Genomic DNA, 18,512 nt, shown 5'->3' with positions numbered 1-18,512 from the left:
AGGGCCTGCTCCGGGGCGTTCGCGCTCACTGGACGTCCTCCTTCGCGGATGCGGCGTCGATCCGGCCCGCTCGCTCCGCTCCCGGCGCCGCGGCGTCGATCCGGCCCGCTCGCTCCGCTCCCGGCGCCGAGGGCTCGAAGATCTTCGACCAGGCCTCGCGGCTGGTCAGGTCGGTGTACGCGGCGCGGTAGCGCTGCTTCATCTCGTCGAACCGGCGGTCCACCTCGCGGTGCACGGCCAGGCTCTCGCGCATCAGCGCGAACATCTTCTCCCGGTCGCGCTGGCGGTAGACCACGCCCCGTCCGTCCGCGGTGGTGACGGTGACCCCGTCGACGCGGCCCAGGCTGAACCAGCGGGCCTCGAGCGGCGGGTAGTTGGCCTGCGGCACCTCGTGGTTGCGCGGATCGGCGGCGCGGAGGTTGTTGCGCACGGCCTTGGCCAGCGTCGCGACCTTGGTGATCGGGTTGAGCGGGATCTTCGAGCCCAGCGCCGTCGCGGCGCCGGTGGTGCGGGGCAGCTCGGTCGCGCTGGGCAGGACCACCGCGTCGGGGTACTCCTTGCGCATGGCGGCCACCTTGGGCAGGGCGGTCGGCAGCAGCTCGTAGAGCGCCTCGGGGCCGCGCAGGAAGTCGCGCATGGCCTCGATCTGGATCGCGACCGTCGAGTACTCCAGGCACAGCAGGTGCTTCATGAGCGCCTTGATCGAGCTGGTCATGATGCCGCGGGTGCTGCCCTCGTGGTGGATCGCGGCCACCACGAGCCGGTTGCGCAGGTGGAAGTACGCCTGCCAGTCGATCGCGTCGTCCTTGTCGGACCAGGCCATGTGCCAGATCGCAACCCCGGGCACCGTCGCCGTGGGGTAGCCGGCGCGTGCGGCGCGCAGCCCGTAGTCCCAGTCGTCCCACTTGATGAACAGCGGCATCGGCAGGCCGATCTGCTCGGCGGCGACGCGCGGGATGAGGCACATCCACCAGCCGTTGCCATCAACATCAATGCGTCGATGCAAATTCTTGCTGTTCTCCTTGTCCTTCAGCGGGTACTCGGAGAAGTCGTGGTCGTACTCGACGAACGGCGCCGCGGTCCACATGAAGGCGTTCCGGTCGATGACCTCGCCCATGCAGTGCAGGTGGCTGCGGTCCTGCAGGTTGAGCATCTGGCCGCCGACCAGCATCGGGGTCTTCGCGAACCGCGCGAACTGCAGTGCGCGCAGGATCGAGTCGGGCTCGATCGCGATGTCGTCGTCCATGTACAGCACGTACGGGCTGTCCGTCAGGCGCAGCGCCTCGTACATGATGCGGCCGTAGCCGCCGGAGCCGCCCAGGTTGCCCTGCTCGAAACGGCGGTAGCGGTCGCCCAGCGGCGCGATCGCGGCCTCGTAGTCGGGGTGGTCGATGACCTTCTTGTTGCCCTGGTCGGGCATGAGCACGGCGTCGATCACCTCGTCGACCAGCGGATCGCTGGTCAGCGCCTGCAGGGCGGCGACCGCGTCGTCGGGCCGGTTGAAGGTCGGGATGCCGACGGTGACCCGCTTGTCGGGCAGGCCCTCCTCGCCGATCGTGGCGTACCAGCCCGCCGAGATGATCTCGGTGTCGCTGTCGGCGGTCACGTCGAACCAGATCCAGCCGCCGTCCTCGAACGGGCCGAGGTCGGTGGCGAACTCGGCGACGCCGTAGCCGCTCTCGTCGGTCGCGACCAGATCGCCGCCCAGGCCGATGCGGGCACCGTCGACCTTGGAACGGTAGAGGTCCACCCGGGCCGTGCCGCGCAGCTCGATCCGCAGCACCACGTCCTTCAGGACGGTCCAGCGGCGCCAGTACGACGCGGGGAAGGCGTTGAAGTACGTGGCGAAGCTGACCTCGGACTCACCCGCGATGCTCAGCGACGTGCGGGTCGGGGCGTGCGAGCGGCGCGAGTTGGTCTCGGCCTCCTCGATGTACAGCGAGCGCACGTCCAGCGGCTCGCCGGCGCGCGGCAGGATGACGCGCTGCAGCAGGGTCTTGGCCCGGGTGTCCGTGGAGCTCACTGGCCCGCCTCCTCGATGAGCGCGGCACCGGTTTCGAGATGCGGACGCAGGGTGTTGTCGAACATCGACAGCGCGCTGGCGATGGCCATGTGCATGTCGAGGTACTGGTAGGTGCCGAGCCGGCCGCCGAACAGCACCTTGGCGTCCGCGGCCTCGGCCTTGGCCAGTTCGCGGTACGCGCCGAGCATCTCGCGGTCGGACGGGGTGTTGATCGGGTAGTACGGCTCGTCGTCGTCGTTCGCGAACCGGCCGAACTCGCGCATGATGACCGTCTTGTCGGTCGGGTAGTTCGTGCGCTCGGGGTGGAAGTGGCGGAACTCGTGGATGCGCGTGTACTTCACGTCGGCGTCGTTGTAGTTCATCACCGGGGTGCCCTGGAAGTCGCCCGTCGGCAGCACCTCGGTCTCGAAATCCAGTGTGCGCCAGCCGAGGCGGCCCGCGGAGTAGTCGAAGTAGCGGTCCAGCGGGCCGGTGTAGACCACCGGCGCGTCCGGGGAGGCGGCGCGCAGCTCGTCGCGCACGTCGAACCAGTCGGTGTTCAGGCGCACGTCGATCAGCTCCGACGCGGCCATGTTCTCGAGCCAGGCCGTGTACCCGTCGACGGGCAGGCCCTCGTAAGTGTCGTTGAAGTACCGATTGTCGAAGTTGTATCGCACCGGCAGCCGCGTGATGTTGCCCGCCGGCAGGTTCTTGGGGTCGGTCTCCCACTGCTTGGCGGTGTAGTGCTTGATGAAGGCCTCGTAGAGCGGGCGGCCGATCAGGCTGATCGCCTTCTCCTCGAAGTTCTGCGCCTCCTTGGAGTCGAACTCGGAGGCCTGCTCCTGGATCAGTGCCCGCGCCTCGTCGGGCGTGAAGTAGCGGCCGAAGAACTGGCTGACCAGCCCGAGGCCGAGGGGGAACTGGTAGGCCTGGCCGTCGTGCATCGCGAAGACGCGGTGCTGGTAGCCGGTGAAATCGGTGAACTTGTTGACGTACTCCCACACCCGCTCGTTGGAGGTGTGGAACAGGTGCGCGCCGTACTTGTGGATCTCGATACCGGTCTCGGGCTCGGCCTCCGAGTACGCGTTGCCGCCCAGGTGCGGGCGGCGCTCGACCACGAGCACCCGCTTGCCCAGCTCAGCGGCCGTCCGTTCGGCGATGGTCAGGCCGAAGAAGCCGGAGCCCACCACGATGAGGTCATAGGTCTGGGAAGAGGAGGTCACCACGGACGTTCAGGGTACCGGCCGGACGACGCGCATGACGCCACCCCGTCCGGCCGTGTGATCAAGCCGGGGCCCCGGGCACCGTCGGGACCGCGAGCGGGGTGGAGCCGCCCGACGGTGCCGGGGCGGCCGCCGCGGGCGTCGTCGCGGCAGCGGGCGCCGACGGTGCCGCGGCTGCGGACGAGGTGGCCGGTGCCGACGGGGCGGCGGCGCTGGACGGGGTGGACTCGCCCGGCGCCACCGGCACGGCCGGGACGCCCGTCGGTGCCGCCTCCGCGGTCGGATTGATGCCCAGCAGGTCGCCCCAGCCGGGGATGAGGTTGAGCAGCGGCAGCGGCGGCAGGCTGGGCGCCCCGCCCGAGGCGAACGCGGTGGCCCAATTCAGGAACGTCGCGGGCGCGGCCACGCCCGACGGGACGACCTGCGCACCGTTCGCCTTCGTGTAGTAGATCGTGCCGTTCTGATACGACTGGAACATCGAGCCATCGGGGAACGTGATCGGGTTGGCGACGGCCTTGCCCAGCGTGCCGTTCGCGCCGCCGGCGGCGGCGTAGGCGGCGGCGACGGCGGCCTCGCCGGTCGCGGCCTGCACCGGGGCGGCCGTGGGCGGCGCGGGGACGCCCGGGATCGCGGGGGCCGCCGGCGCGGTCGGTACCGCGGCGGCGGTCGGGGCAGCCGGAGCGGCAGGGGCGGCCGGGGCGGCACCGGGCACCGTCGGGACGGCGGGCGCCGCCGGGGCTGCGGGCGCGGCCGGGGCTGCGGGCGCGGCGACGGCGGCCGACGGGTTCACCGTGGCCGTGGTCGCGCCCTGCGGGGCGACCTGCGAGGCGTTCGGTGCGGTGGGAACCGGGTTGAACGGGTCCACCGGTGCCGCGACGATCGGCTGGTCCACGACGCGTCCCGGCACCGGCGCGACGGTGGTCGCGCTCGCCCCGGACGACGGCGTCCCCGGCCCGGCGGGCCCGGAAGACGGCGCCCCGGGCGCGGAGGGCGCCGACGACGCGCCGGACGCCGGGGCCTGGCCGTTGACGGTGAACCAGTCGGAACGCAGGCCCAGCTTCTTTCGGACGTCCGCGCCGGTCGCGGTGACGGTGCGGTCCGCGCCCACGATCTCGACGGCCTCGACGCGGCCGGCCTGCGCCGACTGCACCTTCGTGACCCGCACCGATTTCAGCGCGCCGACGCCGAACTCCTGGGAGATCTTCGCGGCGGGCACCGTCTGGGTCCAGTTCTTGTACGGGGACACCACGTCGCCGGCGTCCTTGACCGGAGTGAAGTCGCCGCCCGCGGTCCAGCCGCCGGTGGAGCTGGAGAACTCGGTGGAAACGGCGTAGCCGTTCTTGGCCATGACCAGGCCGGCGGTGCTCGCGACCGCCTTGTCGGTGCGCGGGTCCTCCTTGCCGGCGCCGCCGTAGACCTGGGAGTCCTGGGTGTCGTTGTACCGGTCGCCGCGCTTGGCGCTCTCGGCCAGCGCGTACGAGCGCGCGGCGATGGCCTGCGCGCGCAGGGCCTCGTAGCCCCCCTGATCGGCCCAGTCGACCTTGCTCTCGACCGGCACCACGCCGCGCACGTAGTCCTCGATGTTGACGACGTTGAACACCTTGCCGTCCTTGGCGGCGATCGCGCCCCGATAGGGGCGTTGCTGCCGCAGAACTTCAGCAGCTCGCCGACCGGGCGGTTCGCCTGCGCGTTGAGCGGTTCGATGGTGGCGTCGGCGCCTGCGGGAACGGTCTTGACGACGGGGCCGCCGCAGCCGGTGGTGATGACGGCGTTGCCACCCTCGATCTTGACGGCCTGGCCGGGCGCGACCTGCTGGTCGCCGATCTTCGCGCCCGCCGGGGCCAGCACGTTCGCGGCCTTCTGCGTGGTGAGGTGGACGCGGACCGGGAGGTTGACGTCGGCGCGGGCGAGCTGGGAGCCGCCGTAGTAGTGGGCCACGATCTGCTCGGCCTTCCAGCCGGACTTCGCGTAGCCGAAGGCGCCCCACTGGCCGAGTCCCCGGCCGTGGCCGTTGCCCTGGCCGGTGAAGGTCACGTCATTCCCCGCGGTGAGCATCGGGTCGCCGACGAGGTTCGTGGTGCCGAGCAGCGCCGCAGCGCCGCCCACGGCCAGCGCCGGGAGCATCGCGAGGGCGACGGTACGCCGTACGCGGCGGCGACGGGGACCGCCGTCGATCCACACGGGCATGGTTTCTCCTTAGCTCGACAGCTCATCAGTGGGCCCGCCCCGGAAAGGGCAAAGCTCAACGTGAGGTCGAGACTAACACCATCTACAACATCCGTCACGTAAGCAACATCAGTCACATCTGCCACAGGGTGCGCCGGCCGCGCCGGGCTCCTGCTCCCTATAGGGAGCCGACCTCCCAGCCGTCGCCCGGCTTCCACCCCGCCGTCGCCCGACCTCCGCTCCCTACAGGGAGCCGGACTCCCCGACCGCAGCTGGCGTCCCCACAACTGCAGTTGGTGGGATGCCGGATTTCGCCGGGGACGCCGGCTCCCCGGTGGGAGCGGGCCGGTGTGCGATCCCGTCCCCAGTGGGAGCTGGCATCCCTGGCTCAATCTGGTCTCCCCCTTGCTGCAGCGAGGGGGACACCAGCTCCACCCAGGGACGCCGGCTCCCCCGGGGAGCCGAGGCCTTGCACAGCGCGCCCGGCGGCGGACCGTCGAACCCGGACCTAGAACCAGCGCTCCAGCACCCGGGCGACACCGTCGTCGAGATTGGTGGCGGTGACGGTGTTCGCGGCACCACGGGCCACCGGGTGGGCGTTGCCCATCGCGACACCCACATCGGCCCAGCGGAGCATCTCCGCGTCGTTGGGCATGTCGCCGAAGGCGGCGGACCGCACCCCGTCGGTCAGGCCGAGGTGCTCGATCGCCCGCCGGATGCCGGTGGCCTTGGTGACGCCGGGGACATGGAACTCGATGAGCCCGTTGTTCGTGGCGTACGTGACGTCGGCGAGGCCGCGTACATGGGGGGCGATACGGGCGTGCATCTCGTCGGAGGTCATCCCCGGCTGCCGGACCAGCAGCTTCACGGCCGCGTGGGCGAGGACCTCGGCGTCCGCGGCCGTCACGGTGTCGGGCTCGAGCCACGCGTGCTGATAGCCCGTGGACGCGGCGAACCGCGGCGTCGCCGCGTCGTGTTCGCCGTGGGCCACTCGCTCGGCGGCGAACCCGGCGCCGGGCAGGTGCCGGCGGACCAGCTCGGCGACGGTCTCCAGCAGCTCCGGCGACATGAGCGCCGCCGAGACCACCCGGCCCGAACCGGTGTCGTAGAGTACGGCGCCGTTCGCGCAGACGGCGAGCGGCGCGAAGTCGAGCTGGTCGGCGATCGGGTCGACGGCCCGCGGCGGGCGGCCGGTGGCCAGCACGAAGTGGCCGCCGGCGGCGCGCACCGCGTTCACGGCGACGTGGGTGCGCAGCGTGAGCCGCTCATGATCGTCGACGAGCGTGCCGTCGACGTCGCTCGCGACCAGCAGCGGCGCCGCGCCGAGCAGATCGAGCCCCGGCGCGTCCACCCCGGACACCCCGGTCACGTGGACCTGGCCCGACGGTGCCCCGCTCACCTCCTCGCCCGACGGTGCCCCGCTCACCTCCTGGCCCGACGGTGCACCCGCGCCGTCAGGCACCGTCGCCCAACCGTTCCTCCCGCTTGCGGCGGCGCTCGTCGATGTCGGCGGCGTCCATCGCGTCGGCCTCCTCCAGCGTGGGCGCGGTGCCGCCGAGGCGGCGGGGCACCCACGGCGCGCCCTGCGGGTGCGGGCCGTAGAGGTCCTGCAGCTGCAGCAGCATGGCCTGCATCGACTCCTTGAGCCGCGCGGTCAGCTCCTCGGGCGGCCCGACGGGATCGAGCGGGTCGCACACGCCGATCATGATCCGGAACTTCTTGCGGCCAAGCTGCTTGGGCAGACCCTTGGTCCAGATCTGCTGCGCGCCCCACACCACCACCGGGACGATCGGTACGCCCGCCTCGATCGCCATCCGCGCGGCGCCCGACTTGAAGCCCTTGAGCTCGAAGCTGCGGCTGTGCGTGGCCTCGGGGTAGACGCCCACGAGCTCGCCCGACTTCAGCGCGTCGACGGCGGCGGCGTAGGCCTCGGCGCCGGCCTCCCGGTCGACGGGGATGTGCCGCAGCGCCCGCATGATGGGCCCCGACTTGGAGTTGTCGAAGACCTCCTGCTTCGCCATGAAGCGCACCTTGCGGCGGCCCGCCGCGTACGCGGGCTTCCCGGCGAACGGGAAGTCCAGGTAGCCGGTGTGATTGATGGCCACCACCGCCCCTCCCGAGCGGGGAACTTCTGGAAGTCCACCTCGGTGAACTTGATGCCTTGGAAGGCCCACATACCGCGGGCAACTTCGAGAATCGTTCCGTAGACGGGTTCCACCCCGCAAGCGTAACCGTGGGGACGCGGAGCCGCGCACGCGTCACTCCCATTACCCTGTAGCGGTAACGACACGTAGGCGAAAGGCTCCACTGTGCAGGTCACCAGCGTCGGGCACGCGGGTTTCCACATCTCCACCGCCGCAGGCACCATCCTGTGCGATCCGTGGGTCAATCCGGCCTACTTCGCGTCGTGGTTCCCGTTCCCGGACAACACCCAGCTGGACTGGAAGGCGCTCGGCGACGTCGACTACCTCTACGTCTCCCACCTGCACCGCGACCACTTCGACGCGAAGAACCTGGTCGAGAACGTCAACAAGGACGCCACCGTCCTCCTGCCGGACTACCCCGTCCCGGACCTGCGGCGCGAGCTGGAGAAGCTGGGCTTCACGAAGTTCTTCGAGACGCAGGACTCGGTGAAGCACACGATCAGCGGCCCCAAGGGCGAGCTGGACATCATGATCATCGCGCTGCGCGCCCGCCGACGGACCCATCGGCGACTCGGGCCTCGTCGTCTCCGACGGCGAGACGGTGCTGTTCAACATGAACGACGCCCGCCCCGTGGACATGGACGTGCTCGACGAGTTCGGCGGCGTCGACGTGCACCTGCTGCAGTACTCCGGCGCCATCTGGTACCCGATGGTCTACGACATGCCGAAGGGCTCCAAGCGCCGCTTCGCCGAGCAGAAGCGCCAGCGCGGCATGGACCGCGCCCGCAGCTACGTCGACCAGGTCGCCGGCACCTGGGTGGTGCCGTCCGCGGGCCCGCCGGCCTTCCTCGACCCCGAGCTGCGCTACCTCAACGACGAAGGCCGCGTGGACCGCGAGACGCTGGGCGGCGACCCGTCGAACATCTTCCCGGACCAGATCACCTTCCTGGACCAGATGAAGCGCAACGGCAACGACGGTGGCCTGCTGTTCATCCCGGGCACCGTCGGCGACTTCAAGGGCAAGGAACTCGTTGCCCTGACGCACCCGGTCCCGGAGGCCGAGGTGATGGACATCTTCGAGAACAAGACGGCCTACCTCGACGCCTTCGCGGCTCGCCAGGCGTCGGTGCTGGAGGCCGAGAAGGCCACCTGGGCCGAGGACGACGGTGTCCCCCTGCTCGGCGCGCTCAAGGCCAAGTTCGAGCCGATCATGGCCGCGTCGCCGCTGATCAGCGAAGGGATCGGCTACCCGGTCGGGCTGGAGATGGCCTCGTCGGACGGGTCGGTCGAAACCGTGGTGCTCGACTTCCCCGCCCGCACGGTGCGCGAGCCGCAGGAGGGCGACGGCAAGTACCGCTACGGCTTCCGCATCGCCGCGGAACTGGTGCGCACGGTGCTGCGCGACGACGAGCCGGACTGGGTGAACACGATCTTCCTCTCGACCCGGTTCACCACCTGGCGCATCGGCGGCTACAACGAGTTCCTCTATACCTTCTTCAAGTGCCTCACCGACGAGCGCATCGCCTACGCCGACGGCTGGTTCTCCGAGGCGCACGACGACACCGCGTCGACCGAGCTGGACGGCTGGGAGGTGCAGCGCCGCTGCCCGCACCTCAAGGCCGACCTGTCGAAGTTCGGCGTGGTCGACGGCGGCAAGCTCACCTGCAACCTGCACGGCTGGCAGTGGGACCTGGAGTCGGGCCGGTGCCTCACCTCCAGCGGCCACGAGCTGCGCGCGAAGAAGCTGACGTGACCGGACGGAACCCCCAGCGCCGTCCTCCGAGCAACCGCCAGCGCGTCGAGGACTACTACGGCGTCCACGACACGGGCATGGGCTCGCGCCCGGCGGCACCGTCGCCTCCCCGGGCCCGACGGTGCCTCCCCGCCCGGTCCCGCCGCCACCGCCGCAGCGGCAGGTCGCGCCCCCGCGGCCGGCCGCCGAGACCCCCGCGCAGCCGAGCGCCGCCCAACCGGACGCCGCGCGACCGGGCAGCGCGGAGCAGGGACCGCGCCCGTCGCGGGTGATCCCGCCGCCCGAGGAGCAGGTCGCGGCCAAGGTCGCGGCGGCGCAGGGCGCCGCCGGGCCTGGTGCTGCACCGTCGGCGCCGGAGCCGCCCCGCAGCAAGCCCGACCCACTCACGGATCCGCTGACGTCCGAGACCTTCCAGGGCGTCGCGCCGGAGCCGGACACGTTCGAGGCCGGCCGGTCCGGCGGGTTCGGCTACAGCACGTCGTCGACCACGGCGAGCGGGTTCGACGGCGGGTTCGACGGGGGCTTCGACCAGTTCGCACCACCCAAGTTCGACCCGTCGGCGCAGCCCACGTTCGAGCGCCCCGCCTACGAGCCCCCGCGGTACGAGGCACCGTCGGCGCCCGGGACCGGCACGGACGGAGCCGACGCGAGCACCGCGGCGGCCGAGACGCTCGACGAGCCGGACGAGTCGTACATCGACGTCGAAGTGGTCGACGTGGTGCATCATGCGCCGGAGCCGCCGCGGCTGCCGGAGCCGCTGGCGATCGACCCGTTCCCGTACACGCAGATCGACGAGACGTACGTCGACGCGGAGACCCTGCAGAGCCTGCACACCCCGACCACCCCGCACGAACCCGAGGAGCCCGGCGATATGACCGACTTCAACGAGTCCCTGAACGAAGCCATGGCGATCGACGGCGCGCTGGGCGTGGCGCTGGTCGACGCGGCCAGCGGCATGGCGCTGGCCACGGCGGGCGACCCCGCCGAGTTCAACCTCGAGGTGGCGGCCGCGGGTAACTCGGCGCTGGTCCAGGCGATGGGGCGGACGCTCGGCGACCTGGATCTCGACGATCACATCGAGGACATCCTGATCACGCTGGGCACGCAGTACCAGATCGTGCGCCCCATCAACCAGGGCACCGACGACCTGTTCCTCTACCTCGTTCTCGACCGCTCGCGCGCCAACCTCGCGATGGCCCGCTTCCGCCTGACCAAGCTTGCGGAGCAGATCGAGGTCTGATCCGCGCCAGCGACGCATGGGTTAATCTTGGCGAATGTCGCCCGGTAGTCGTACCCTCGCGCGGGTCGGGTGGGCCCTCACGGTCCTCGTCCTGGCGAACTGCGCCTTCTGGCTGCGCACCCTGATGCTCGGCGTCAACGACGCCACGGCCACCTGGCCATGGGTCCTCGGCGTCATCCTGATCGTCCTATGGCTGGCGTACCTGGCCGTCTGGTTCCGGCGCACGAAACGCTGCTCGTGGCGGCTGCTCCCGATCCCGCTCATCGGGGTTCTCGCCCTGGCACTGGCCGTAACCGATACCCCACGACGATGGCAGTGGGCCTACGACCAGCCCCGGCTCACCACCGCCGCCCAGCAGGTCCTCGCCGACCCGCGCACCGACTTCACCGACCACGGCGATCGCCGAATCGGCACGCTGCGCATACACCGGACGTCCAAGCGGGCCGGCGTCGTAGCCTTCGCGATCCCTCCCACGGACAACACGACCGGGATCAGCCACCTCGAGTACCGACCCGACGGCAGCGAACCGCCCTCGGGCAGCGTGTTCGTGGTGAAGGGACTCGGCTCCGATTGGTGGCACGTGATCGGATTCTGATGTCCGCGCCCATCGCTCCGCCCCGAAGCACGGCTGCAGCGTGCGGAAACGCCTCCTACGGGCGCAGCACGTCCGTGCCGAGGAACGGCTGCAGCGCGGCGGGCACACGGATGGAACCGTCGGGCTGCTGGTGGTTCTCCCAGATCGCGACGAGCCACCGCGTGGTGGCGAGGGTGCCGTTGAGGGTCGCGGCGATCTGCGGCCGGCCGTCCTCGTCGCGGTACCGGATGCCCAGGCGCCGGGCCTGGAAGGTCGTGCAGTTCGACGTCGACGTGAGCTCGCGGTAGCGGCCCTGCGACGGCACCCACGCCTCGCTGTCGTACTTGCGCGCCGCCGACGAGCCCAGGTCGCCCGCCGCCACGTCGATCACCCGGTAGGGCACCTCGACGGCCGCGAGCATCTCCTTCTCGAAGTCCAGCAGCCGCTGGTGCTCGGCCTCCGCGTCCTCGGGCTTGCAGTAGACGAACATCTCGATCTTGTCGAACTGGTGCACGCGGATGATGCCGCGCGTGTCCTTGCCGTACGACCCGGCCTCCCGCCGGAAGCAGCTCGACTGCGCGGCGTACCGCACCGGGCCGTTCGACAGGTCGATGATCTCGTCCATGTGGTACCCGGCCAGCGGCACCTCGGAGGTGCCCACGAGGTACAGGTCGTCGGCCTCGAGGCGGTAGATCTCGTCGGCGTGCGCGCCGAGGAAGCCGGTCCCGGCCATCACCTCGGGCCGCACCAGCACGGGCGGGATCATCAGGGTGAAGCCGTTCGCCACGGCCTTCTGCACCGCGAGCTGCAGCAGCGCCATCTGAAACAGCGCGCCGTGGCCGGTCATGAAGTAGAACCGCGAGCCCGACACCTTCGCGCCGCGGTCCATGTCGAGCAGGCCGAGGCCCTCGGCCAGCTCCAGGTGGTCCTTCGGGTCCGCGATCTCGGGGACCGTCCCCACGTGCTCGAGCACCTCGAAATCGTCCTCGCCGCCGGCGGGCACCCCGTCGATGATGACGTTGCCGATCTTCCGCGCGACCTCGTCGAACGCCGCGTCCGCGCGGTCCTGTTCGGCCTCCGCCTCCTTGACCTTCGCGGCAAGCTCGCCCGCGGCCGCCACCAGGGCCTTGCGGTCCTCGGGAGCCGCCTTGCCGATCGACTTCGACGATGCCTTGTGCTCGGCCCGCAGGTTATCGGCCGCCAGCACGGCCGCCCGACGGTCCGCGTCCGCGGACAGCAGGACGTCGACCAGCGACGGATCCTCTCCACGGGCGCGCTGCGAGGCGCGCACACGGTCGGGGTTCTCGCGTACCAGCTTGACGTCGATCACGCGCCTAAGCCTATTACGGCACCGTCGGACCACCCCAACCGATACACCGGCCACCGGACCGCGCCCCGGCCAGGCATGATGGAACGTGATGCCCGACGACAACGACACCCCCGACCCGTCCACGCCCGAACCGCAGGCCGAAACGCCCCCGGAGCCGGAGTTCGACCAGGAGTCCGAGCCGGAGCTCGACCAGGAGCCCGAGCTGGAACCCGAATCGGAGCCGGAGCCCGAGGCCCCCGCGCGGTTCCGCGGCGGGGCCTGGGCGGTGCGCGCCGTGCTCGCCGCGGTGGTCGTGGGCGCGATCGCGATCGGAGCGACCCTGTTCGCCACCGGCGCGTTCGAGCCGAAGAACGAGGAGAAGGCTCCGCGCCTGGCCGCGGCCGGGACGATCCTGGACCGGTCCAAGCCCGGCACGTGCCTGACGTGGGACAAGGACCCGACCACGCTGGCCCCCGTCGACTGCATGCAGCCGCACAAGTTCGAGGTCGCGGGCGAGCCCGCCCGCACGTTCCCGGCGGAGGCGAAATACCCGACCGAGACCGCGCTCGCCGCCCAGCGCGACCAGCTCTGCCCGCCCATCGTGACCGAGTACCTCGGCAAGCGCCTCGACCCGAAGGGCCGGTTCCAGACGGGCCTGCTCACCGCGGGCGAGAAGGCGTGGGAGTCCGGGGACCGCACGATGCGCTGCGGGGTCCAGGTGGTCGACGGTGCCGGCGCCGTCCAGGAGGTGCAGGGCAAGGTCGTCAACCAGGACGCGTCGCTGTCGTGGCCGCCCGGCACCTGCATCGGGATCGGCGACCGCGGCCAGGCGACGAGCCCGGTGGACTGCGCGAAGCCGCACGCCTTCGAGGTGACCGCGGTGATCGACCTGCGGCAGGCGTTCCCCGGGGCGTCCTGCCCACGCTGGGGCAGCAGGAGGAGTACCTGGCCCGGATCTGCCCGTCACGCACCACCGGATGGTTCGGCGCGCAGGACGGCCTGCGCAAGTCCGGGCTGCAGCTGCAGTGGAACAAGCTGTCGCAGCCGTCATGGACGGCGGGCTCACGCTCGGCGATCTGCTTCGTCGCATCCTCGCGGGACGGCCTCACGTTCACCCCCGTCACCGGTTCGGCGAAGTCTTCCGGCCTGCTCATCGACGGTAAGCCGCCGGTCATGCCGACCTTCCCGGGCGCGGCGCGGCCCTCGGCACCCAAGCCCGGCGGCTAGCCGTGCACGTATCCCGGAGGCTGTTCCAGGAGTGGGTCTCGGACGCCCTGGACGACGTCCCGCCTGAGCTGGCGAAGGCGATGGACAACGTCGTCGTGCTCGTACGCGACCGGAACGAGGACGAGCCGACACTGCTCGGCCTCTACGAGGGCATCGCCCTCACCGAGCGCGACTGGAATTACGTGGGCACCCTCCCGGACACGATCACCATCTACCGCGAGGCGTTGATGGACGTCTGCGAAACCGAGGAGCAGCTGCGCCACGAGATCCGCGTGACCGTGCTGCACGAGATCGGCCATCATTTCGGGATCGACGACCACCGCTTGCACGATCTGGGCTGGGCCTGAAGGGATTCGACACATGCCGACGCCGCACAACTCCGCCGCCCCCGGCGATTACGCTCCCGCCGTCCTCATGCCGGGTGACCCGCGGCGCGCGCGCGCATCGCCGAGACCCTCTTCGACGACGTCCGCCTGGTCAATGAGGTGCGCGGCATGGAGGCCTACACCGGCACCGTGGGTGGCCGGCCGATCTCGGTGATGGGCTCCGGCATGGGCCTGCCGACGATGACGATCTACGCCACCGAGTTGTTTCGCGAGTACGGGGTGCAGCGGATCGTCCGGGTCGGCACGTCGGGCGGCTATCCCGACGGCATCGCGCTGGGCGACGTGATCATCGCGACCGCCGCCCACACCGATTCAGCGATCAACGACCCGCGGATCCCGGGCGTGCGGTTCGCCCCGGCGGCCTCGTACCCCTGCTCCGCGCCGCCGCCGATGCCGCGGAACGCGCCGGGACGACGGTGCGCGTGGGCCCGGTGTACTCGTCGGACCACTTCTACCTCGCGCGCCCGGGCCTGCACGAGGGCCTGCGCGACCACGGTGTGCTCGGAGTCGACATGGAGACCGCCGCCCTCTACGCGGTCGCGTCCGCCGAGGGGCGCGAGGCCCTGACGGTGCTCACCGTGACGGACCACATGTTCCGCGAGGAGGCGCTCTCCCCCGACGAGCGGGAGAACGGCTTCACTGCCGCCGCCACCATCGCGATCGAGGCCGCGCTCAGTTGACCGCTGCGTGCCCGCGCACGGCGTCGATGTAGACCTGCGGCCGCACGAAGTGCACGAGGTGCCCGGACTTCACGCCGATCACGTTCTGCGGATGCAGGATCCGAGTCGCACGGTCCACGTCGTCGCGGTCCATCGCGGCCATCAGCACACCGCGCCGGTTGTAGGAGGAGCCGAACGTACGGAGCCAGAAGTCGGTGTGGAGCAACGTCGTCGGCGTCCCGGACGCGGCGACCGCGGCCAGGGCCTCGTCGGTGGCGAATCCGTCGTACCAGGCGCCCGACGCCCACGCCGCCCCGAACGCGGGATCGTAGTCGTGCACGCCCCGCAGGAACATGTTGAGATCGTCGGGGACGCCGCGTAATTGGACCGGTCGCTCCGGATCGGACCGCCGCTTGCGCACCGCGTTCGCCGCGATGATCCGACGGAGCGGGCCGAACAGCTCGAACAATGCAGTGCGACGCAGGAAGTACCGCTGGAAGTCGGGCTCCGCATCCTGGCCCAGGAAGTCCCGGCACAGCCCCGGCAGGTCCCCGCCGATCGTGGTCGCCAGTCGCGGCGGCACCGACGAGTACAGCGGCGGATCCTCGAGAATCAACCGTCGCACCGCATCGGGCTCGCGCGCCGCGACGGCGAGCGCGAGGAGCGCGCCCGACGAGTGCCCGGCCAGCACCGCCGGCCTCTCGACGACCGCGCGCAGGAACTCGCCGATCAGCTCGGCGACACGTTCGTTCGTGTACTCGCCCGGCCGCAGCCGCGCCGAATCCCCGTGTCCGGGAACGTCGACCGCGAACACGTGGTGGTCGCGCGCCAGCTCGGGCAGAACGCGCAGGTGGTCCTGCCACCGCGACGCCTGGCCGTGCAGCAGGACGAGCGGCGGGCCACCGTCGGGGCCCTCGGCGTAGGCGGTCGTGTGCCCGCCGGCCACCACCGTGCGCTCCACGAATCCCGCCGCACGAACCGCCCGCATGCCGCGGCGGTAGTACCCGTCCGCCGCCGACCGGTCCGTCCCGGCGAGGCGACTCACCGGTCCCCCAGCGCGAGCATCGCGGCCGTCGACGCGCGCACGGCATCGTCGAGCCACGGCGGGATCGGGACGGACGAACCCAGATACCGACGGACCAGCCCGTACGGGCTCTCGCGGCAGGCGGTGGCGAGCAGCGCGAGCCGGAAGTCGTCGACCTCCGGGTACCGCCGCGCGGCGACGTCCCGAGTGGCGTCGTCGACCCGGTCGTTCACGTGCCTGACCTCCTCCACCAGCCCCGACGGTGCCGACGCCACGAGGTCGGCCTGGCGGTACATCGTCATCGCGAGCGCGTCCCGCGGGTGCTCGCGGCAGAACCGCGGGATGTGCACGGCCGCGGCGATGGCCGCCTCGTTCGGGTCCGGCGCGGCCATCGCCTCGAGGAGCCCGACGTGGAAGCGACGGATGGACCGCAGCCAGAGCGAGACGAACAGATCCTCGCGGGAGGGATACCGGTGGTAGATGGAGCCGACCGGCGCACCGGCGGCCTTCGCGACCTGCGCGATCGTCGCTCCCCGCCCGGCGTCGGCGATCGCCGCCGACGCCGCATCCAGGATATCGTCCTCGCTGAACTTCGCCGCTCTTGCCACGGGACCAATATAGACGATACATTCTAGAATATGAATTCTAGAACTGCTTCGCGCCCTGCCACCGCCCTCGACGACATCGTCGACGACCCGGTCTTCGGCGAATACCACCACGGCGTCGCCGACGCCCCCATCGACGCGGTGTGGAACGCCCTGACGACCACCACCTGGGCGGACCTCCGCCTCCTCCGCACCCTCTGGCGGATCCGATCGCCGCTGAGCACCCCGAACGCCGGCCTGCCGTTCATGGAGACCCTCTCCTCGCACGCCGTGACCGTCGCGGATCCGCCGCGCACGTTGCTGTTCGCGCTCGTGGGCAGGCCGTGGTCGCCCGTCGCGCCGCACGTGGCCGAGTGCCACACCGTCGACGAGATCCGCGCGTTCGACGAACCCGGCTGGCTCGTCTACGGCATGGAATGGCGGCTCACCGCGCTGGACGAGCGCCGCACTCTGCTGGAGACGCGCACCCACTGCCGGCCGACGAGCACCGCCGCCCGGATCGCCTTCACGCTGTACTGGACCGCGATCCGTGCCGGCAGCGGACTCATCCGGCGGGACATGATCGCCACCGTCGCGCGCCGGTCGGTCGCCCGGCCCGGCTCCTAGCCCATCGGGTCCAGGTGTGACGGTGCGTCGGCCCAGCTGACCAGCTCCCACCCGTCCGTGCCCACCGGGCGCAGCACGACCTCTCCCGTGTTGGGCAGGTGGTGCCGGTGGGCGTAGGCACCGTCGACATCGGTCAGGTGGAACCCGACCAGCCGGATCGCGGCGCCGTGGCTGACGAGGTACGCATCGCCGTTCGGGAGGTGCCGGCGACGGATCTCGGAGACCGCGGGGAGGTAGCGGTCGAACAGCGTCCACGCCGATTCGCCGCCCGGCATCGCCGCATCGAGATCACCTGCGTACCAGCGCTTCACGACATCCTGAAAAACCTTGATCGAGCCCTCGTCGCTCAGCCCCTCGAGGTCGCCGGCCTGCACCTCGTGCACGCCGTCGATCACGTCGGCGGCCAGGCCCCACTCCGCGCCGATCAGGCCGGCGGTCTGCTGCGCGCGGCGCGCCACCGACGAGAGCAGCACCGCTCCCGGGGCGCGCGCGGCGCCGAACCGGCGCGCCTGTTCCGTCCCCTCCGGCGTCAGCGGCGCGCCGGGCGGGCGGGTGTCGAGGACCCTCCCGACGTTCGCGGTCGTCTGGCCGTGCCGGACCAGGTGCAGCAGCCCCGTCATCGCTCGCCCCTCCGCACCTGCTCGAGCCAGAGTGCGGCGTCGCCCGGCGGGGTCGGCGCGGTTCCCGGCCCGCCCGGCCGCGGCCACGAGCCGAGGAAGCGCACGTCGTCGCACACGCGGTGCAGCGCCTGCAGCGCCTCACCCACCGCCGGATCGTCGATGTGGCCGACGCAGTCGAAGTGGAACACGTAGCTGCCGAACACGGTTCGCTTCGGCCGCGACTCGATGCGGGTGAGATCGACGCCGCGCAGCGCGAACTCGGCCATCGCCAGCGCCAGCGAGCCCGGCCGGCTGGGCACGTCGATCATCACCGCGGTGCAGTCGCTGCCGGTGCGCGCGGGCGGCGGACCGGGCCTGCCGCACAACACGAACCGGGTCCGCGCGTCGGCCACGTCGGCGACGCCGGTGGCCGCCTCCGGCACGCCGTACATCCGCGCGGCCAGCGCGGTCGTCACGCCCGCGTCGACCCGGCCCTCGGCGACGTCCAGCGCGGCAGCGGCGTTCGACGCCGACGGAACCACCTGCGCCTGCGGCAGATTCGTCGCCAGCCACGCGCGGACCTGCGCCGCGGCCACCGGGTACGCGCCCACGGTGCGCACCTCCTCCAGCGGGAGCCGCGAGGCGACGGAGAACGCGACCGCGAGGTCCGTCTCCGCGAAGATCTGCAACGGCGCCCCGAAGCCCAGCGCGTCCACGGTGGGCGTCACCGGTCCCTCGACCGACGATTCGATGGGCACGCACGCGAGGTCGGCGGCACCGTCGGACACCAGGGTGAGCGCGGCCACCTGACTGGGGGCGCTGATCCGCTCGGCGCCCACCAGGTCGAACCCCGGCACCGCCATCTCCCCGCGCGCGGCCAGGTCCTGGCACTGCAGCAGCGCCATCTCGGTGAAGGTTCCCTCGGGTCCGAAGTAGGCGATGCGCGTCACGACACGAGCCTAACCGTGCCGCCTTGGGGAGGCGTCCACACCACG

The 18,512-nt window shown here is 71.4% G+C and carries 13 protein-coding genes and 4 pseudogenes; 7 read left to right on the top strand and 10 right to left on the bottom strand.

Annotated features, from left to right (window positions below):
• Positions 1-25 precede the first annotated feature (25 nt).
• The 5 genes and pseudogenes from MTP03_RS00725 to MTP03_RS00705 all read right to left on the bottom strand — a co-directional run bounded on the left by MTP03_RS00725 (position 26) and on the right by MTP03_RS00705 (position 7,609).
• Positions 26-2,023, bottom strand: a complete 1,998-nt coding sequence (locus tag MTP03_RS00725) for a glycosyltransferase (RefSeq protein WP_248490154.1) — start codon at positions 2,021-2,023, stop codon at positions 26-28.
• The gene (glf, locus tag MTP03_RS00720; RefSeq protein ID WP_371821010.1) at positions 2,020-3,225 is read right to left on the bottom strand and encodes a UDP-galactopyranose mutase; all 1,206 of its coding nucleotides are present in this window, start codon (positions 3,223-3,225) and stop codon (positions 2,020-2,022) included. Before glf ends, MTP03_RS00725 begins: the two co-directional genes overlap by 4 nt.
• Positions 3,226-3,286: 61 nt before the next feature.
• Positions 3,287-4,825, bottom strand: coding sequence for a SpoIID/LytB domain-containing protein (locus MTP03_RS00715; protein ID WP_248490152.1), 1,539 nt, complete (start codon positions 4,823-4,825; stop codon positions 3,287-3,289).
• Between the two features lie 1,074 nt (positions 4,826-5,899).
• Positions 5,900-6,721: an HAD family hydrolase gene (locus MTP03_RS00710; protein WP_248492341.1), complete on the bottom strand. Its 822-nt coding sequence runs from the start codon at positions 6,719-6,721 to the stop codon at positions 5,900-5,902.
• Between the two features lie 124 nt (positions 6,722-6,845).
• Positions 6,846-7,609: pseudogene (locus tag MTP03_RS00705) on the bottom strand (lysophospholipid acyltransferase family protein).
• A 91-nt stretch (positions 7,610-7,700) separates the two neighbouring features.
• On the opposite strand from MTP03_RS00705, the pseudogene MTP03_RS00700 reads away from it, so the two are divergent.
• The 3 genes and pseudogenes from MTP03_RS00700 to MTP03_RS00690 all read left to right on the top strand — a co-directional run bounded on the left by MTP03_RS00700 (position 7,701) and on the right by MTP03_RS00690 (position 11,123).
• A pseudogene (locus MTP03_RS00700) lies at positions 7,701-9,288 on the top strand (Rieske 2Fe-2S domain-containing protein).
• A gap of 121 nt (positions 9,289-9,409) precedes the next feature.
• The gene (locus MTP03_RS00695) at positions 9,410-10,528 is read left to right on the top strand and encodes a hypothetical protein (protein ID WP_248490151.1); all 1,119 of its coding nucleotides are present in this window, start codon (positions 9,410-9,412) and stop codon (positions 10,526-10,528) included.
• A 34-nt stretch (positions 10,529-10,562) separates the two neighbouring features.
• Complete coding sequence (locus MTP03_RS00690) at positions 10,563-11,123, top strand: hypothetical protein (RefSeq protein WP_248490150.1); 561 nt, start codon at positions 10,563-10,565, stop codon at positions 11,121-11,123.
• A gap of 55 nt (positions 11,124-11,178) precedes the next feature.
• Here the strand turns inward: MTP03_RS00690 and serS are convergent, their stop codons facing one another.
• On the bottom strand, positions 11,179-12,432 hold the full coding sequence (gene serS / locus MTP03_RS00685) for a serine--tRNA ligase (protein ID WP_248490149.1): 1,254 nt from the start codon (positions 12,430-12,432) through the stop codon (positions 11,179-11,181).
• An 88-nt stretch (positions 12,433-12,520) separates the two neighbouring features.
• Here serS and MTP03_RS00680 point away from each other — a divergent pair.
• The 3 genes and pseudogenes from MTP03_RS00680 (at position 12,521) to MTP03_RS00670 (ending at position 14,704) form a co-directional block, all read left to right on the top strand.
• Positions 12,521-13,638, top strand: a pseudogene (locus tag MTP03_RS00680) (septum formation family protein).
• A gap of 2 nt (positions 13,639-13,640) precedes the next feature.
• Positions 13,641-13,985, top strand: a complete 345-nt coding sequence (locus tag MTP03_RS00675) for a metallopeptidase family protein (protein ID WP_248490147.1) — start codon at positions 13,641-13,643, stop codon at positions 13,983-13,985.
• Between the two features lie 147 nt (positions 13,986-14,132).
• Positions 14,133-14,704 (top strand): annotated as a pseudogene (locus MTP03_RS00670) (purine-nucleoside phosphorylase).
• Here the strand turns inward: MTP03_RS00670 and MTP03_RS00665 are convergent.
• On the bottom strand, positions 14,697-15,671 hold the full coding sequence (locus MTP03_RS00665; protein WP_248490146.1) for an alpha/beta fold hydrolase: 975 nt from the start codon (positions 15,669-15,671) through the stop codon (positions 14,697-14,699). The pseudogene MTP03_RS00670 and the gene MTP03_RS00665 overlap by 8 nt on opposite strands.
• 53 nt (positions 15,672-15,724) lie before the next feature.
• Positions 15,725-16,315, bottom strand: coding sequence for a TetR/AcrR family transcriptional regulator (locus MTP03_RS00660; protein ID WP_248490145.1), 591 nt, complete (start codon positions 16,313-16,315; stop codon positions 15,725-15,727).
• Positions 16,316-16,345: 30 nt separating this feature from the next.
• On the opposite strand from MTP03_RS00660, the gene MTP03_RS00655 reads away from it, so the two are divergent.
• On the top strand, positions 16,346-16,918 hold the full coding sequence (locus tag MTP03_RS00655; protein WP_248490144.1) for a hypothetical protein: 573 nt from the start codon (positions 16,346-16,348) through the stop codon (positions 16,916-16,918).
• On the opposite strand, the gene MTP03_RS00650 is transcribed toward MTP03_RS00655, so the two are convergent.
• Entirely contained in the window at positions 16,915-17,538 is a 624-nt protein-coding gene (locus MTP03_RS00650; RefSeq protein ID WP_248490143.1) for a histidine phosphatase family protein, read from the bottom strand. The genes MTP03_RS00655 and MTP03_RS00650 overlap by 4 nt on opposite strands.
• Complete coding sequence (gene pheA, locus MTP03_RS00645; protein WP_248490142.1) at positions 17,535-18,467, bottom strand: prephenate dehydratase; 933 nt, start codon at positions 18,465-18,467, stop codon at positions 17,535-17,537. Before pheA ends, MTP03_RS00650 begins: the two co-directional genes overlap by 4 nt.
• Positions 18,468-18,512 lie beyond the last annotated feature (45 nt).

It is taken from the genome of Tsukamurella sp. PLM1 (assembly GCF_023168325.1).
Lineage (GTDB): Bacteria > Actinomycetota > Actinomycetes > Mycobacteriales > Mycobacteriaceae > Tsukamurella.
Note: the sequence above shows the minus strand (reverse complement) of the source record. Positions and strands in the feature narration are given on the sequence as shown.